Origin of the sequence: thiotrophic endosymbiont of Bathymodiolus puteoserpentis (Logatchev) (assembly GCF_900127505.1) — a bacterium.
Taxonomy (GTDB): Bacteria; Pseudomonadota; Gammaproteobacteria; order PS1; family Pseudothioglobaceae; genus Thiodubiliella.
In genome coordinates this window covers 5,299-21,520 of record NZ_UEXF01000069.1, presented here as the reverse complement: position 1 = coordinate 21,520, position 16,222 = coordinate 5,299, and the positions used below count along the sequence as shown (strand labels likewise).

At 36.9% G+C, this 16,222-nt stretch carries 16 protein-coding genes; 7 read left to right on the top strand and 9 right to left on the bottom strand.

Translation table 11 applies throughout. The features are described 5' to 3' along the window. Positions 1-230 precede the first annotated feature (230 nt). From BHECKSOX2_RS08000 to BHECKSOX2_RS07975, 6 genes are read right to left on the bottom strand one after another with little or no spacing between them, the layout of a single operon-like run. Entirely contained in the window at positions 231-2,750 is a 2,520-nt protein-coding gene (locus tag BHECKSOX2_RS08000; RefSeq protein WP_139683153.1) for a GIY-YIG nuclease family protein, read from the bottom strand. A gap of 8 nt (positions 2,751-2,758) precedes the next feature. Next, complete coding sequence (locus BHECKSOX2_RS07995; RefSeq protein WP_139683152.1) at positions 2,759-4,267, bottom strand: Eco57I restriction-modification methylase domain-containing protein; 1,509 nt, start codon at positions 4,265-4,267, stop codon at positions 2,759-2,761. Beyond that, entirely contained in the window at positions 4,260-4,925 is a 666-nt protein-coding gene (locus BHECKSOX2_RS07990) for a DNA methyltransferase (protein WP_139683151.1), read from the bottom strand. Before BHECKSOX2_RS07990 ends, BHECKSOX2_RS07995 begins: the two co-directional genes overlap by 8 nt. Next, the gene (locus tag BHECKSOX2_RS07985) at positions 4,918-5,277 is read right to left on the bottom strand and encodes a gamma-glutamylcyclotransferase family protein (protein WP_090714272.1); all 360 of its coding nucleotides are present in this window, start codon (positions 5,275-5,277) and stop codon (positions 4,918-4,920) included. Before BHECKSOX2_RS07985 ends, BHECKSOX2_RS07990 begins: the two co-directional genes overlap by 8 nt. Next, entirely contained in the window at positions 5,267-6,571 is a 1,305-nt protein-coding gene (locus BHECKSOX2_RS07980; protein ID WP_139683150.1) for a M16 family metallopeptidase, read from the bottom strand. Before BHECKSOX2_RS07980 ends, BHECKSOX2_RS07985 begins: the two co-directional genes overlap by 11 nt. Further along, positions 6,568-7,896 carry a M16 family metallopeptidase gene (locus BHECKSOX2_RS07975; protein ID WP_139683149.1) on the bottom strand — a complete coding sequence of 443 codons (1,329 nt, stop codon included), beginning with the start codon at positions 7,894-7,896 and terminating at the stop codon, positions 6,568-6,570. The genes BHECKSOX2_RS07980 and BHECKSOX2_RS07975 overlap by 4 nt, the downstream gene beginning before the upstream one ends. A 12-nt stretch (positions 7,897-7,908) precedes the next feature. Here BHECKSOX2_RS07975 and ftsY point away from each other — a divergent pair, with 12 nt between their 5' ends. From ftsY to BHECKSOX2_RS07955, 4 genes are read left to right on the top strand one after another with little or no spacing between them, the layout of a single operon-like run. Beyond that, a complete protein-coding gene (gene ftsY, locus BHECKSOX2_RS07970) occupies positions 7,909-8,835 on the top strand; it encodes a signal recognition particle-docking protein FtsY (RefSeq protein WP_139683148.1) in 927 nt (308 codons plus the stop codon). A 31-nt stretch (positions 8,836-8,866) separates the two neighbouring features. Beyond that, complete coding sequence (locus BHECKSOX2_RS07965; RefSeq protein ID WP_139683147.1) at positions 8,867-9,373, top strand: thioredoxin family protein; 507 nt, start codon at positions 8,867-8,869, stop codon at positions 9,371-9,373. Between the two features lie 6 nt (positions 9,374-9,379). Beyond that, complete coding sequence (locus BHECKSOX2_RS07960; protein WP_139683146.1) at positions 9,380-10,633, top strand: TolC family protein; 1,254 nt, start codon at positions 9,380-9,382, stop codon at positions 10,631-10,633. Beyond that, on the top strand, positions 10,623-11,102 hold the full coding sequence (locus BHECKSOX2_RS07955; RefSeq protein WP_139683145.1) for an efflux RND transporter periplasmic adaptor subunit: 480 nt from the start codon (positions 10,623-10,625) through the stop codon (positions 11,100-11,102). The genes BHECKSOX2_RS07960 and BHECKSOX2_RS07955 overlap by 11 nt, the downstream gene beginning before the upstream one ends. Before the next feature lie 19 nt (positions 11,103-11,121). Here the strand turns inward: BHECKSOX2_RS07955 and BHECKSOX2_RS07950 are convergent, their stop codons facing one another. After that, entirely contained in the window at positions 11,122-11,754 is a 633-nt protein-coding gene (locus BHECKSOX2_RS07950) for a hypothetical protein (protein ID WP_139683144.1), read from the bottom strand. A 40-nt stretch (positions 11,755-11,794) separates the two neighbouring features. Then, positions 11,795-12,706: a hydroxymethylbilane synthase gene (gene hemC, locus BHECKSOX2_RS07945; protein ID WP_139683143.1), complete on the bottom strand. Its 912-nt coding sequence runs from the start codon at positions 12,704-12,706 to the stop codon at positions 11,795-11,797. Between the two features lie 46 nt (positions 12,707-12,752). On the opposite strand from hemC, the gene BHECKSOX2_RS07940 reads away from it, so the two are divergent. From BHECKSOX2_RS07940 to fmt, 3 genes are read left to right on the top strand one after another with little or no spacing between them, the layout of a single operon-like run. Then, positions 12,753-13,139 (top strand): thioredoxin family protein, encoded by a 387-nt coding sequence (locus tag BHECKSOX2_RS07940; RefSeq protein ID WP_139683142.1) that lies wholly within the window; start codon positions 12,753-12,755, stop codon positions 13,137-13,139. 3 nt (positions 13,140-13,142) lie between these two features. Further along, complete coding sequence (gene argH, locus BHECKSOX2_RS07935) at positions 13,143-14,528, top strand: argininosuccinate lyase (protein ID WP_139683141.1); 1,386 nt, start codon at positions 13,143-13,145, stop codon at positions 14,526-14,528. 1 nt (position 14,529) lies between these two features. Continuing rightward, complete coding sequence (fmt, locus tag BHECKSOX2_RS07930) at positions 14,530-15,465, top strand: methionyl-tRNA formyltransferase (protein WP_139683140.1); 936 nt, start codon at positions 14,530-14,532, stop codon at positions 15,463-15,465. A gap of 214 nt (positions 15,466-15,679) precedes the next feature. On the opposite strand, the gene BHECKSOX2_RS10705 is transcribed toward fmt, so the two are convergent. Continuing rightward, positions 15,680-16,183: a transposase gene (locus tag BHECKSOX2_RS10705; protein ID WP_483444637.1), complete on the bottom strand. Its 504-nt coding sequence runs from the start codon at positions 16,181-16,183 to the stop codon at positions 15,680-15,682. Positions 16,184-16,222: the final 39 nt, after the last annotated feature.

Below are 16,222 nucleotides of genomic sequence, written 5' to 3'. Positions count from 1 at the left end.
GTAGTTATAAAAACAAATATAACGCTCTATATTTTCCACAACTTCACAATGTTTTGCTTAGTAGGAGGCTGCATTGAAATCGGATTAATGAGATTTTACCCACTTATTTTTAACAAAATTCATTTAACTATGTTTCGGAAAAGCCTTTAAAGCTAACACCAACATCGCCGGAAAAATCAAGCATAGCGAAGAGCGATCGTAACTTTATTTTATCTGCATGCATGTTTTTGTTATACATTTTTCATGCTTTGATTTTCAAAGGTTGCAGTGTAATCATCTCCACTTAAGACCGTATCATAAAGCCCAACTTCTTCACCTTTATGCTTATTTATCCCGATGTACTCAAGACTCGCATCTTCATAGCGTTTGAACTTATAAACCGCATCATTCATTAAACCATCATTAAACACACCAAGGCTTACTAATAGCTCAAAATCCGACACACCCAACCCTGTTACTTTTTTAAAAAGAGGTGCCTCTAGCTGGGTAATAATATCTTTTAAACTTCGTTCTCTGTAATCCGTTAAATACATAAAGACAGGAATCCTTGTGGCAAACTTAATGAGCTTTTCTTGGATTTGTTTGCGTAAGCTTTTAAACTTCTTCTCCTCTTCTGTTAATTCTTTCTTTTCCTTTTGAGTCATCTGCTCGTCATTTTTTTCTTTTTTCGCTTTTTTAACAGCTTCCGATTTATTTATAATAGTTTCAATATCTTGGTTAAGATTTCTAAAACCCTCAATACTCATTAAGGCATCTAAAGCGTCTTGATTATCCATTAATCGTGCAAGTGTGGCATTATCAACATTAACCAACAAAGCACTTTCCCAGCGTCTTGCTAATAAAGTGGCAGAAGTGCCACTCATAGCAATGTCTAAAACCCCAGCCGCATCGACTTGTTTCATTGTGCTGCCGTCATACGCCAAAACAGGCAAAAAACGAATAAAGTCTGCTACATTTGTTTCTGGATTAGATTCATTCACATTTAAACGACAGGCATAATCTGCTACTTGGCTTAAAGCCCTATTCGGTGCAAAATCAAACACATAACACTCTTCTTTTATTATTTCAATTTCGTTAGGTGATTGACTATCAGGGTTTTTAATTGCCCATGGTGTTTGCACTCTAAACGCTGCTTGGAAGTAAGTTTCAGGACTTGAAGAGTTTCGCAACATAAAAATACCTGTCCACGGCTTAACAGATACACCTGTGGTTAATTTACCGCATGACAAAGTGATTGTTTTGCTTTCTAATGGGTTATCCATTGCCTCTAAAACAGGGGGCAATGCTTCTACCCCGATACCTGCACTTGTGCCTGCCGCAACGATGATTTTATAATCTTGATAAAAGGTATTTTGCCGTTGTTGCATCAGGTTTTTCATTGCATGACAAGCGGCAACGCTGGGTAAAAACCAAAAAGTATGGGTTAATAGATTTAATAGATTGGCGTGTGAAAAGGGCATCGGTGGCTTTTTAGCCCCTTGTTTTAAACTATCCAGCGTGGTTTCTCTAAAACCACCTCTGATTAAGTCTAACCACATTTGCACTTCATCTTCTAAGGTAAATTTAGCGTCTTCTTTTTCGCCTTCTGCGGTAAAAAAAGTATTTAGATCAAATTCATTGTATTCACCACCTAGAGCAATATCACGAATCGCATCGGGCAACTGATAGGTCAACATCACCATTCTTGGCAAAGTGGCATAGGGGTTATCCCCCTCTTTCCAATTTTCTTTAGCTTTTTGTTCGTCCGAATAGGTCCAGTTAAAAATCTCTTCTTCAATAAATTCACCTGAACTTAATGCCTTAAAGGGTGTGCCTGATAAATATAAAAAGGCATCGGTGGTAATCGGCATAATCTCTTCATCAAAATTTTCAATTTTATCAACAAATTTTAAATCTTCATCTTTACCCTCTTCATACAATTCAGTAAACAAGCCTTTGGCATTATCGTTCCATGCACCGTAATGGTATTCATCAAAGATCACACAATCCCAGTTAGTCGTGTGTACCCATTCATTTTTAGTTTTAATACCACCTGTTGAGGTGTTTTTGCCTAAATAATCTTGAAATGAGCCAAAACATACAATCGGTTTTGTTTTATCTGCCTCATCATAGCTTAAACCGCCTTTAGCAATAAATTGCCAGCCTTCAAAATCCACATGCGATAATAAATCTTCTTTCCATGCACTTTGCACCGCAGGTTTAAAGGTCAGAACCAATATTTTTTTCCAACCCTGTTTTTTGGCTAATTGATAAAAAGCAAAGGTTTTGCCAAAACGCATTTTTGCGTTCCATAAAAAGTGCGGTGTCTTGTTTGGATTTTCTTTTTTATAACTATCAAAATAATGGATGACTTTATCAACGGCTTGTTCTTGTTCAGGACGCATTTTAAAATCAAGCGTTCTGTTTTCTTCGTTTAACTCACCTTTTTTAATGGCAATAATAGCGGCTTGCACATCTTTTACCGAACAAGTAAACCATTCGCCATCAGTATTTTTTGTTCCTTTATTGCGTAAGTATTTATGTATTTCGTAATCACGAAACGAACTGCCATCGTTTCGCATGGCAGAGGCTTCCAATACAATATTGAATGTTGACCTTGTAGCACCAATTTGTTCTTTAATGCGCCCCTTTGCGGTTCTATTGGTATCGCCAATTTTTAATTGCCCTGTGCGAGAACTGTCATTAGGCAATTCGTAGGCGTAAATGGTTGGTGTAGCTTCTGGGCGTTGTGGAAAAAATTCTTTATTCATTTTCATCCCTACGATTCAATTGTTTTTATTTTAGAATCTATAAAAGCCCATTCTTCATCCGTGATATTCCATCTTTTTCTGAGAATTTCATCTGTAAATTCTGTGTCGTATTTTTCTATATAAGGTATGAAGACAAATCGCTCTCTTGTAATGTCCTGTGACACTACGGTTTGAAGTAAAAGAAATCTAACAATTTTTGCAAACAAATATGATTTAAAAGAAAGCACTTCTTCTTCTGTTCTGAAAGAACAAGCCACTAACCAAGATTCTGTACAGATTTCTCCGGGTTTAGCAATACGTGTATTTCCATTATAATAAAAACCCACAGGTTTAGAAAAATCGGTTTGACCTGCAATAGGGGATCTTGGAATTAAAAGCTTCCATTTATCTGTAATTTTAAGATTATCTGTGACATCTTTTAGATTTGCATATTGCAAACCAATTTTTTGGATAAAATGACATTTAACCCCTTTCTTGACTGGTTTATAGTTGGTAGGGAGTGAAAAAGGTTTCCTTGAAGAAATAATTTTATTTAGATGGCATTTTGCGTTTTCTATCTTTAGAACCTTTCTAATAATTGGGACGGCTTGACTATGACGAATAAAAATATTAAATTCATTTAATGCTCTTTGAGAACTTATTTTTTTACCGTCATACTCATTGGTTATTTCACAAAGCCCCTGATTATTTCTATCCCATAAGAAATAGCAGATACCACCAGCAATATCTACCCCTGGAAAAACGGTTGAAGAGTTTTCAAAATCAACCAGTTTCCTAATATGACTATCATTAAGCATTGATTCTCTAAAAGCATCTAATCCTTTTCCGCCAGCATACCAACGAGCAGGAATAATCATGGTTAAAAACCTTGGTTTTAGTTTTTTAGCCTGTTCAACAAATTTATGATAAATAGGGCTTGCACTTCTTCCATGCCCCCCATCACTCAACTGATAAGGCGGATTTCCAATAATTACATCAAATTTCATTTTAAATATCTCCTCTGGTTTATCCGTATGAATAAACTGATACGCATGGGTTTCTAATTGCTCATCTCGGCTATACACTTCTTCACTGGCATTGCAAAAAGTACATTTACCGTTTTTCCAAATGTGATTAATCGCATCAAACTTTATATTGCCATTTTCATTATTAAAAGTTTCACAAATAGAGTATTTGCCATTGGCGATTTTAGAGCAATAAACACTTCTACGAGAAAGCAAAGCGGTTAATTCGGTAATAGCAATACCATACAATTGATTTTCAAAAATATGGTTAATGCGTTGTTGCTGGTCGGGAATTTCAGCCTCTAAACCCATCATTAAGCGTTTGGCGATTTCACGCAAAAATACGCCAGATTTACTTACAGGGTCAAGAAAAGTGGTAGATTTATCGCTAAATAATGCTACTGGCAGCATATCCAAAATATCACCAACCAATTTAGGCGGGGTAAAGACTTCGTCATTGCTCAAATTGGCAAGACAAGATAAAACATCAGGGTTGTAATTGATATTAACCATGTTCGGTCAATTTTAAGAAATGTATCAAGGGAAAGTCCTTTATCGGTTTGGGTAAAAAAGCAGGGTCGGTTTCGTAAAAATCACTAAAAAGTGAATCAGGAACTTTGCATTCCTCAGTTTTAAGCAGATTGTCCAGCGTAAAATCCCTTCTTTTTATCATGCTTCCATTCAGCGTAGACCATTCAGAGAATACAATCGGTTTATCATCACTACCCACGGTTTTTAAGGTCAGGGCGTCGCCTCTTAAAATATTTTTTCCCAAAATGTATTTTATGCTCACTCTACATTCTTCTTTCGCCTTTTTTTTGTAAAAAGAAGTATATTGTTTATCAAATAGTTTAAAAATCCGATTTCTACACTCTTCAACATTATCTTCTAAAATATCAATACCATAAATACTCGTAACCGCAATCACGGCATATCGTTCATATTCCAGTTGACTTTTTTTGTATCTACTTTCTACAACGGCTAACTTTCTTCTTAATATTTCAACTAAAAAATTCCCTGTTCCGCAAGCTGGCTCTAAAAAACGGGAATCTATACGATCCGCTTCTTGTTTGACTAAATCAAGCATCGCATTGACTTCACAATCAGAAGTAAATACTTCGCCATGGTCAGCCACTCTTTGTTTTGATTTTGATTGAACTGCTCTACTCACTTATGGGCACCTCCAAAAACTCAACATAAACCCAAGCAGGCGTACCTGATGCCATTTTTCCTAATACACGCTGATACTCATCTACTTCATATTTATCGGACTGTGCCAATTCTTCTTGGGTAATTTCAAAGACTGTGCCTAATATGGTGTCAGATTGACTGGGTACTGCGATTGGGTGATGAGATTCACCGCTAAGTTTTACGACACTTGCATCTTGAATTTCAAGCATTGCTAATCTGTAGTTGAGTAGCTCATCTTTATAACCAAATAGTTCGCGTCCAAAAGTTGCAAGTTGTACGGTAGAATTTTGCAATGTCCCATACGAAAATAATAATACGGCTTTATTTGCCATTATTCTTGATCTTCTGCCCCACACTTACTATAACAAGCTTATCAGTGTTAATCAACTGTGCAAAGGCATTTTGAATATCTTGCGTGCTAATATCCTTGATTTTATCAGTAAAGGTATCTAGATAATCCAGTGGTAAATTATAAAAACCGATAATAGAAAGGTAAGTTAAGATATTGGCATTGGATGCTGTTTGTAGGGCAAATCCACCAATGATATTATCCTTGCCATCTTGTAATTTTTGTTTATCAATATTGTTATTAATAAAATTATTTAGCGTTTGAACGGCAATTTTCTTTGCCTTATTAGCTTGTGCATTTTTGGTTTGCAATTTCATGACGAAAGAGCCATTTGACTGCATTTGACTAAAATGACTATAGACCGAATAAGCGAGCCCTTTTTTCTCACGAATTTCACCGCTCAAGATTGAAGTTAATCCACTACCACCAAAGATATGATTACCTAAATACAAGGGATAAAAATCAGGATGAGAGCGATTAACGCCAGTCTGTCCGATAAGTAAATGGGTTTGTTTTGATGGGAAATCAATGTGAATGTCCTGCGCATCATTAAGTGGTTTAACCACTGGATTGGCTTTGGCTTTTTGTCCAATATTCAGTCCATGAGAAATTTGTCGCGCAATCTGTTTGGCCTTGACTTTGCTCACATCCCCAACCAACGCAATGATAAGATTTTTTGCGACAAAGAATTGTTGGTAATGGTGCTTTAAATCTTTTGTGGTGATATTACCAATGGTGTCTTGGGTGCCAATTGCTTCATGTGCGTAAGGATGCTCACCAAATACAGCTTTATTAAAAGCAATGGAGGCAATACTGGATGGTGATTGTTGAGCAGCTCTGATGGATTGCAGGATTTGACGCTTCGCGCGGGTGAGATATTTTTGCTTAAAACTTGGTTGAGTAACAACTTCAGTAAAAATATTAAGCGATTTTCTTAAAATTGACTCTCTTGAAAGCGTGCGTAATGATACGATTGACATATCTTTTAACGAATAGCCACTGAACTGTGCGCCTAATGATTCAAATGCATTAATAATTTGCTCTTCATTGCGATATTGGGTGGCACTACCCAGCAGACTATTGGTTAACGACGCTAAACCATATTTTTCACCCTCTTTGCCACTAGCAGCATCAAAGTTAAGTGAAATATCTAATATTGGCAAGCCCTTGGTCTGCACAAAGAGCACCTTTGCACCTTCAGGTGTCATCCAATGTTGAATGTTTAACTTGGCATGAACACTACTAACAAGCAACAAAAATAAAACTAAAAACTTCACTTAACCCCCTGTGGTATGAGTTCCACCGAATTAGCCTGAGAAAAATCCAAATATTGTTTGGCAATTTGCGCAACATCGTGTGTGCTAATAGCATTCATTTTGTCCACATAGGTAAACATTGTTTCAATGCCCAAACCAACAGTTGCCAACATACCCAAATAATAAGACTGGGTGGATATACGGTCTTGTTCAAAAACAAACTCGGCTTCAAGTTGTGTTTTGGTATGCGCCAACTCATTTTTAATCACAGCAGGATTTTTAATTAACTCGGCGATTTGTGTTTTAATCGCTGATAATACTATTGGGTTGTCCACACCCTTTGCAGGTGTAAAACTCAGGGTAAATAAGGTGTTGTATTTATCGTATAAGCTATAACTTACGCTGATGCTTGAAGCGATTTGTTGCTCTCTCACCAAAGTTTTAGACAGTCTATTGTCTAATATATACGACAGCATATCCAAAGCATAGGCATTGTGTTTGTCTTTCGTGGTTTTTAGACTTGGCACAGGAAAAGACAAGATATAAAAAGGCAACTCTGCTTTGAGTTTTAATACACGCGACTTACCAGTATGAACAATAGCAGGTTTGTTATTCTTGGCAATGTCAGGGTTATATTTATAAATGCCAAAATATTTTTTTGCCAAGGCAATTACTTCATCAGCCCAAACATCACCCACCACCACTAAAGTCGCATTATTCGGTGCATAATATCTTTTGTACCAATCGCGTAAATCACGCAAACGATAAGTCTCTAAGTCACCCTGAAAGCCAATAATAGGGGCATGATAAGCGCCTTTTTTATCAAAGGAAATCAGGTTAAGATTCTCAAACACTTTGGCATTTGGGTTATCATCTATGCGTAATCTGCGTTCTTCAATCACCACTTGCCTTTCTTTTTCAAACTCTTTATTAATCAGGCGTAAATGTCGCATTCTATCGGCTTCCATCTTGATAGCAAGATCAAGTTTAGACTTGTGCATTTTTTGATAATAAGCGGTGTAATCCTTAGAGGTAAAGGCGTTGTCATTGCCACCATTACGGGCAATAATCTTTGAAAATTCACCTGCCCCATAATTGTCTGTTCCTTTAAACATCATATGTTCAAGCATATGTGAGATACCTGTGGTTGGACGCGATTCGTCACTAGCACCTACCTGATACCAAAGTTGAGAAATAAAGACAGGTGCACGCCTATCAGTTTTGACAATAATTTTTAGCCCATTGCCCAATGTTATTTGAGTAATACCTTGTTGTGCCAAATCAAGTGAATTAGCAAATAAAGGTTGAGACAAAGCAAAGAATAGTAAAATCAACTTTTTTAACATTGCATTATTATAGTGTTTAATTTTTTCAAAAAAGACAAATCGGCTTCTTTAAAACAACGCTTAACCAAATCTAGGCAAAAACTTGGTTCTGGATTATCAGCACTATTGTTAGGCAAAAAAACCATTGATGATGATTTATTAGATGAGCTAGAGATGTTACTTATCGGTGCAGATATGGGTATTAATACCACTGATAAAGTTTTAGAATCTGTGCGCAAAAATGCTTCTAGAAAAACTTTAAAAGACACTGATAGCTTGTATCAACTCTTAAAAGATGAATTGGCAGGGTTGCTCATTGAAGGCAATCAATTGAAGTCGGACCCGCAAGAAACTTTTGTGATTTTAGTAGTTGGGGTGAATGGCGCTGGTAAAACCACCACCATTGGCAAACTCGCCAAGTCATTTCAAAATCAAGGAAAATCAGTAATGCTTGCTGCCGGTGATACTTTTCGTGCGGCAGCAGTTGAACAACTCAAGGTCTGGGGTGAGCGTAATAATATTCCTGTTGTGGCACAAGATACGGGTGCTGATGCTGCCTCAGTCATCTTTGATGCCTATCAATCAGCACAAGCCAAAAATATTGATATACTGATTGCTGATACTGCTGGGCGACTACATACTCAAGGTAATCTTATGCAAGAATTAGAAAAAATCAAGCGTGTCATCACCAAACAAAATGAAAGCGCACCTCATGAAGTGATGTTAGTACTTGATGGTGGCGCAGGTCAAAATGCAATCAACCAAGCCAAAGAATTCAACAAAGCGGTCAAACTAAGTGGCATTAGCATTACCAAACTTGATGGCACCGCTAAGGGTGGTGTCGTCTTTGCTATTGCCGATGAATTAAAATTACCCATTCGCTATATTGGCGTTGGTGAAGGGATTAACGACCTGAAACCATTTATTGCCAAAGACTTTATTGACGCATTATTTGATTAAGGGTATTATCCCTTTTAACTTTGGGGGATATATGAAAACAATTATTCACTTAGCATTCTTTTTATTGCTTTGTACATCAAGTTTTGCTAAAGAAAAAGACATATCATTGTTTGATCAACATTTTAATGACTACAGTGAAAATTTAGAAGACGCTATTGACGCTAAAAAAGAGGGTATTTTTGTTTTCTTTCATATGGAAGAATGCCCATTCTGCCAAAAAATGCGTCGTAATGTATTCACTCAAAAGCCTATTATTGACTACTTTAGGCAGCACTTTTTAAATTTTGAAATTGATGTAGAATCTAGTGTGAATTTGACAGATTTTGATGGCAACACCCTACAAGAAAAAATCTTTGCTCAACGCCATAACTTAGTCGGTGCTACACCTGTGCTGGCTTTCTTTGATTTAAATGGTAAACGCGTAGTACGCCACACAGGCTTTGTCAACAAGAAAGACTTTTTACTGCTAGCAAATTATTTTGTTGATAAATCCTACAAAAAAGAGCCCTTCATACGCTACAAGCGCAAACACAAGTAATACGAGATGAAGTCTTTACTTATTGCTTGGTTGTTTTTATCATTTTCCACACAAGCACTGGAATTGCCAAACCCACTAACATTGAGACATACACTGGCATTGGCAACAAAACAAAACCTTGAACAAAAGCAACTCCATATCAATATAGAGCTTGATAAAATTGAATTAAAATCTTACCAAGACAGTTATAAAACAACAGTCGACTTAGATTTACAGTTAGCTAGGCGTGATAATGAAAAATTAGGCAGTACTGATTACTCTCATGCCTTTATTAAAATCAACAAAGTACTATACGACCAAAATGTAGAAATTAACCAAAATGCTGCCAAAAGCACTGTCAAAAATACAGAGTTTGCATTACAACAACTTAAAATTGATAAAACCACGCAAGTGATGCAAGCTTTTTTTAATATTATATTGGCTGATATGCGTCATGAAACCGTATTAGAGCGCTTAGCAATTTCTGCAATTCGTGCAAATCGCATTCAGGATAATTTTGATGTAGAAGATGCTTCTGAAGTAGAATTATTGGAAAAACGAACATTAACACAATTAGATGTTGTTAAGCGTATTGAGGCTGAAGCAGCGCAAATCACCACGCGTGCTAAGCTTGCCCAACTCCTTAATATTGCTTATGAAAATAGACCTGATGATTTGGTTAAACCTGATTTAACCTATTTTTTCAAAAAAGAATTAGCTGGATTTGAAATTTGGCAGGAAAAAATACAATTGAGTAATCTAGAATTGGGTGAATTAAGGCGTGTGCTTGCTAATCTAAAACAGCAAAGAAATCTAGAAAAAAACAACAAAGAGATTGTCATTAGCTCAAACATTAAACTGGGAGAGCAATCTTACGATAGTAGCAAAAATGGTAATTGGCGTGCTGGCATCAGCTTTGTTATGCCTTTTGGTCAAAGCCAGAGTCAGAAGAATAAAACCTCCAAACTTTTAACAAAAATCAAACAACAACAATTACGCATTGAGCAACGCACTCAAGCGCTAAACCAACAAGCCTTATCGTTGTGGCTTAAGTTAAAAACACTCAAACAGCGCTACCAAGCACTGACAACCGAACTTGATTATCGAGACCTGTATCTTGAACTGGCTCGCGCCAATTACGAAATGGAAATTAAAAGTGATATTGGCAGTGCAATGAGCAATCTAACTGACACTGAGTGGAAATTAACAAAAAATGAATTTGACTTTGTGATTGTTTTTATACAATTACAACAATTAGCAGGAGAAGATTATGAGCTTTAAATCATTAGTTTGGCTAGCAATATTGTTGCCATCATCTACTTTGGGACTGGAAATCTATTCACAAGTATCAAGTGCAATTATAGAGATAAAACCTGCCAAAACCCAAGTGAAAAAAGGCGATGTCATTGTAAGGCTTGATGATAGACAGGCCAAACTTGAGTTACAATATTTAAAAACTTTGCAAAGCATCAAGCAACAAGATTTTGATGACAAAAAGTTAGAGCTCCAACAAACCAAAGAGCTTTATGAGCGTTTGGTGAGTTCTCATCGAGATTTAGAAATCGCGCAATTGGCGTTTGATGCAACAAAGCGGGAATTAGACGCGCACAATCTTAAGATCAAAATCGCACAAATTGAATTAGAAAAATACACAATTACCTCGCCGATTTCTGGCATTATTAAAAACTTGCCAAATCAAAGAAATGTGGTAAATATAAATACACCCAAAATATTGATGATTATTGAATAAGTCTAACGGTAGTGTAACTTTATTTTCTAGTATTTTGCTCAATACGCAAGACAGCCAGCATAATCACCAACAACATAAATATTGCTAATACTTCCCACATCGTAGAATAAGCAGATTTTTCTATTCTCAGTGGTCCTACTTGTAGAAAATTTCTCTTATCTTTTTCTTTGATTTGCTGGAAAAAGGATTGGTCATGCCAGTTAACAAGCTCATCCATATTCACTTTAACATCTACGATTGCAACTTGATTGGTTAATTTTGCTAAAGACTTGACATAAGCCACAGACACCGATTGAGGATACTGGCTTAATTTAACTTTGCTTGATATTTTAACTTTTTGTTTAAGGTCAGTTTTGTCAATAACATTATCAGACAAACCACTTAACGCGCTAACAATATCATCAATATAAGCATTAAAAGTCTTGTCAAAACGCTGATTATTATCTAAGTTTTTACTGATTTTTGCTTTTTGATTGCGTATTAATTTTTGATAATCAGCAAATTTCACCACTGGGGTGTCAATTTTATCATCAGCTTTGACATCAATCTTGTTGTAACTCACAATGACTGCCACAACCAATACAATAGTTGCAAACAATAAGCCTAAGATTTGTGTAATTTTAAGAAAACTTTTTTCGATGAATCTAAACATATTTACCTGCCTTATTCTAAATAATGTCGCCTATTTTAATTCATTTTAAAATTTCTCGTGCGCCCATCTCAATCAGTTTTTCTGCTAACTGCACGCCTAATGCTTCAACAGCATCAATATTACTTGATACTTGATGCTTTAAAATCACACCAGAATCTACATTACCCACCAAACCTGTTAGCGTAATTTGCTCACCATCAATCGTTGAATACCCTGCAATTGGCACAGAGCAACCCCCTTCTAAGCGTGCATTCATAGCACGCTCGGCACTCACTCTATAAGTAGCCTCTTTGTCAATTAATGGTTTAATTAAATCCAATATCATCTGGTCATTTTCTCGAATTTCAATACCGACTGCACCTTGTCCAACGGCAGGCAATGATTGTTCGGCAGATATTTGTTGCTTAATTCTATCTTCAAATCCAAGACGAATAAGACCTGCACACGCTAAAATAATACCGTCAAACTCACCATTGTCTAATTTTTGTAATCGAGTATTAACATTGCCACGCAAATCTAGTATTTCTAAATCTGGACGAGTGGCTTTAAGTTGTACAATACGACGCATTGAACAAGTACCCACTTTTGCCCCTTGTGGTAAATCATTAATACCATCAAAGTCATTAGATACAAAAGCATCAAATGGATTTTCTCGCTTAAGTATCGCACCCAATTCAAAGCCTTCTGGGATTTCATATGGCACATCTTTCATTGAATGCACAGCAATATCTGCTTTGCCTTCTAACAGCCCAACCTCTAATTCTTTAATAAATAAGCCTTTTCCACCAATTTTAGACAAGGGGGAGTTTAAAATCTGGTCGCCTTTAGTCGTCATCTTCACCAATTCAACCATTAAGTCGGGGTATAGTTGCTCTAATTTAGATTTCACATGTTCGGCTTGCCAAAGTGCTAGAGGACTTTTGCGTGTTGCAATTTTGATTGTTTGTTGCATTAAATTGATTTAAAATCGTAATAGATATGCATTTTAACAAAAAACCATGAGGATTCCAGCAGCAAAAAAACTTTTCCAAGCAAAACAACAGGCAAAAAAAGACAATAAAAATATTTTGCTATTAACGCATTTGGAAGATTGCTCTTGGTGTTATTTTGTTATTAACGAAGTGATAGCGCCAATGACTGAACTCAGGGAATACACCGATAAACTCATCATTGCCCAAATAGAGATACACGCAGGACTTAGCATGGTAGATTTTGATGGTGTGCAAATTGAGAATAATGACTTTGCAGATAAATACGATATAGATTTCTATCCGACTTTACTATTGTTTGATGCAGAAGGCATGTTGTTAGAAAAAATTGTTGGCGTTGCCAGTGAAGATACTTATTGGACAGATTTAGATAAGAAATTGGAAAAACATTACTAAAATATTATGAACAAAACTAACCAATCTTGGGGCGGACGCTTCAATCAACCAACCGATGAATTTGTTAAAATTTTTGGTGCCTCGGTATTTTTTGATAAAATTCTCGCACCTTATGACATTCAAGGCTCAATTGCACATGCCACAATGCTGCAGGAAGTTGGATTATTGACTGAGGATGAAAAATCACAAATCATTGACGGTCTAAATACGATTCTTACTGAAATCAAAAAAGACAAATTTGATTGGTCAGTTGATTTAGAAGATGTGCATATGAATATTGAAGCACGCCTAGTAGCGATGATTGGCAATGCAGGCAAAAAACTACACACAGGGCGCTCGCGTAACGACCAAGTAGCAACCGATATTCGCCTATATTTGCGTGAACAACTTGATGAAATTAATGATGAAATTAAGCGTTTGCAAGTCGCATTACTTAATTTAGCTGAACAAGAAGCAAGTACCATATTACCAGGTTTTACTCATTTACAAGCTGCTCAACCTGTGAGTTTTGGGCATCATATGATGGCGTATTTTGAGATGCTATCTCGTGATGCTGAACGACTGATTGATTGTCGTAAGCGACTCAATTCAATGCCACTTGGTAGTGCGGCATTAGCAGGTACGACTTACCCAATTAAACGCGCTCGCACTGCTGAATTGTTAGGTTTTGAGCGTATTTGCAATAACTCGCTTGATGGCGTTAGTGACCGTGATTTTGCCATAGAGTTTTTATCAGCAGCCAGCATTGTTATGATGCATTTGTCGCGTTTTTCTGAGGAGTTAATTCTTTGGTCAAGTGCACAATTTGATTTTATTGAATTGCCAGACAGCTTTTGTACGGGCTCATCAATTATGCCACAAAAGAAAAACCCCGATGTACCAGAGTTAGTGCGTGGCAAAACAGGCCGTGTGTATGGTAATTTAACTGCAATGCTGACCATTATGAAGTCACAACCACTCGCCTATAATAAGGATAACCAAGAAGATAAAGAACCCCTATTTGATACGGTTGACACACTTAAAACTTGCTTACGCGTATTCGCCGATATGGTGCCAACCATTAAAGCAAAGCGTGACAATATGTACAATTCTACCAAGAAAGGCTATACTACTGCCACAGATTTGGCGGATTATTTGGTGAAAAAAGGTTTGCCATTTCGCGATGCACACGAAGTGGTAGGTTTATCGGTCGCTTACGGACTAAAAATACAAAAAGATTTAAGTGAGTTGAGTTTGAAAGAATTACAGGGATTTGATGCTCGTATTGAAAATGATGTGTTTGATGTGCTTTCGTTAGAAGGCTCACTTTGCGCGCGTGACCATCTTGGTGGTACTGCACCAAATCAAGTCAAACAGGCTATCAAAACTGCTCGCAACAACCTAAAATAGAATGAAAATTGTTTTTGCCGGCACGCCTGAATTTTCGCTCGGTGTTTTAACTGCACTCATTAATGCTGGACACGACATTGTTGGTGTCTATTGCCAACCTGACCGCCCCAAAGGTCGCGGTCGTATATTAAGCGCCTGCGCTGTCAAAGAACAAGCCTTAAAACACAAGCTTCCAGTCTTTCAACCAGAAAGTCTGAAAGATAATGATGCCCAAAAAACCTTATTTGCACTCAATGCTGATGTTATGGTGGTAGTGGCTTATGGTCAACTATTGCCAAAACTTGTCTTAGATGCCCCTAAGTATGGATGCCTTAATATTCACGCTTCTCTACTACCACGCTGGCGAGGCGCTGCACCTATTCAACGCGCCATTCTAGCAGGCGACAAAACTACAGGTGTGAGCATCATGCAAATGGATGGAGGATTAGACACAGGCAATATTTTGTTAGAAAAAACCTGTGATATCACTGATATTGACAATGCACAAACCTTGCATGACAAACTCTCCACACTAGGTGCCAAAGCTATTATTGAAGCATTAGAAAACCTTGACAACCTACCATCCACAAAGCAAAATGAAGAAGATGTAACTTACGCTAAAAAACTTAAAAAAGACGAAGCGTGGATTGATTGGAGTCAATCTGCTGATAAAATCAACCGTCAAATTAGGGCATTTAACCCCTACCCTATTGCGCAAAGCAATGCAACAAGTGATAAGTTTGAATCCAAAGTATTACGCATTCTATCTGCCAGTATTGTGAAAGAAAATTATCATGAAAAACCAGGGGAAGTCATTCAACCTCCTACCAAAGGCACTTGTTACATCGCAACAGCTGATGCTATATTAAGTTTAGAGAAAGTACAACTATCAGGCAAAAAAATTGCCAATATTAAAGACTTTAGCAATGCTTATCAATTGCACAAACTAGGATTATAATGCTACTTAAGCGCATAAACCTTACCTTTACTTATACTTTAAGAGACCTTTGCACAAAATAGGGATGATTGGCAAAAGCCAATTTTTGCCCAATTGGTAATTTCTTTAAACTTTGTCCTAATAAGGTTAAGGCTGGATTTACCCTCCTTTTCTATTTAGTCGCCCCTTAAAAACCCACTCCAACCAAAACCACCCATTTTTCCAACCATCTAAATCAACAAAACTGCTTTTTATCCAGCACCACAAAAAACCTTAGGTATTTTACAAAAAATAAGCCCAGTTTTTGCCAAAACAAAAAAATAGTGGCTATCACCAGCCATTTTCTCAAATTCCAAGCACAGGCAGCCATTAAAACATTAATCTCATCACCAACTTGCCCTTTGAGTAGGTTTCTAGAGAGTCTAAAATCTGATTTAAGATGTCCGATAATCGGCTCAATCGCTGCGCGTCTTTTACACAGTTTGCGCTTTTTGTCTTGTTGATAACGATTGTCTCGCTTAAGGGCTTTTTTAGGCAAAAGCAAACCTACCATCAGCCTGATGGGTTTTGAGGGTCTGCCATTGTTTTGAGAGTAATGTTGCTCAAAGGCATCATCGAAGACTGTCCAATTGATAGTGTTGGCTAGTTGTATTAAAGGGTCTTTGACATCTAATTGAGAAAAGAGCTCTGAATGAAAAAGATTTGATTGGGTGGATATTGGGCTGGATTTAGTTAACATTTTTTTAAGCAAAACGACCAAGAAATAAGAGGTATTTTA

Coding starts and splice junctions, on each gene's coding strand:
- BHECKSOX2_RS08000 (WP_139683153.1), bottom strand. CDS start 2,750: ATGAATAAAGAATTTTTTCCACAACGCCCAGAAGCTACACCAACCATT.
- BHECKSOX2_RS07995 (WP_139683152.1), bottom strand. CDS start 4,267: ATGGTTAATATCAATTACAACCCTGATGTTTTATCTTGTCTTGCCAAT.
- BHECKSOX2_RS07985 (WP_090714272.1), bottom strand. CDS start 5,277: ATGGCAAATAAAGCCGTATTATTATTTTCGTATGGGACATTGCAAAAT.
- BHECKSOX2_RS07975 (WP_139683149.1), bottom strand. CDS start 7,896: ATGTTAAAAAAGTTGATTTTACTATTCTTTGCTTTGTCTCAACCTTTA.
- BHECKSOX2_RS07965 (WP_139683147.1), top strand. CDS start 8,867: ATGAAAACAATTATTCACTTAGCATTCTTTTTATTGCTTTGTACATCA.
- BHECKSOX2_RS07960 (WP_139683146.1), top strand. CDS start 9,380: ATGAAGTCTTTACTTATTGCTTGGTTGTTTTTATCATTTTCCACACAA.
- BHECKSOX2_RS07955 (WP_139683145.1), top strand. CDS start 10,623: ATGAGCTTTAAATCATTAGTTTGGCTAGCAATATTGTTGCCATCATCT.
- BHECKSOX2_RS07950 (WP_139683144.1), bottom strand. CDS start 11,754: ATGTTTAGATTCATCGAAAAAAGTTTTCTTAAAATTACACAAATCTTA.
- hemC (WP_139683143.1), bottom strand. CDS start 12,706: ATGCAACAAACAATCAAAATTGCAACACGCAAAAGTCCTCTAGCACTT.
- BHECKSOX2_RS07940 (WP_139683142.1), top strand. CDS start 12,753: ATGAGGATTCCAGCAGCAAAAAAACTTTTCCAAGCAAAACAACAGGCA.
- fmt (WP_139683140.1), top strand. CDS start 14,530: ATGAAAATTGTTTTTGCCGGCACGCCTGAATTTTCGCTCGGTGTTTTA.
- BHECKSOX2_RS10705 (WP_483444637.1), bottom strand. CDS start 16,183: ATGTTAACTAAATCCAGCCCAATATCCACCCAATCAAATCTTTTTCAT.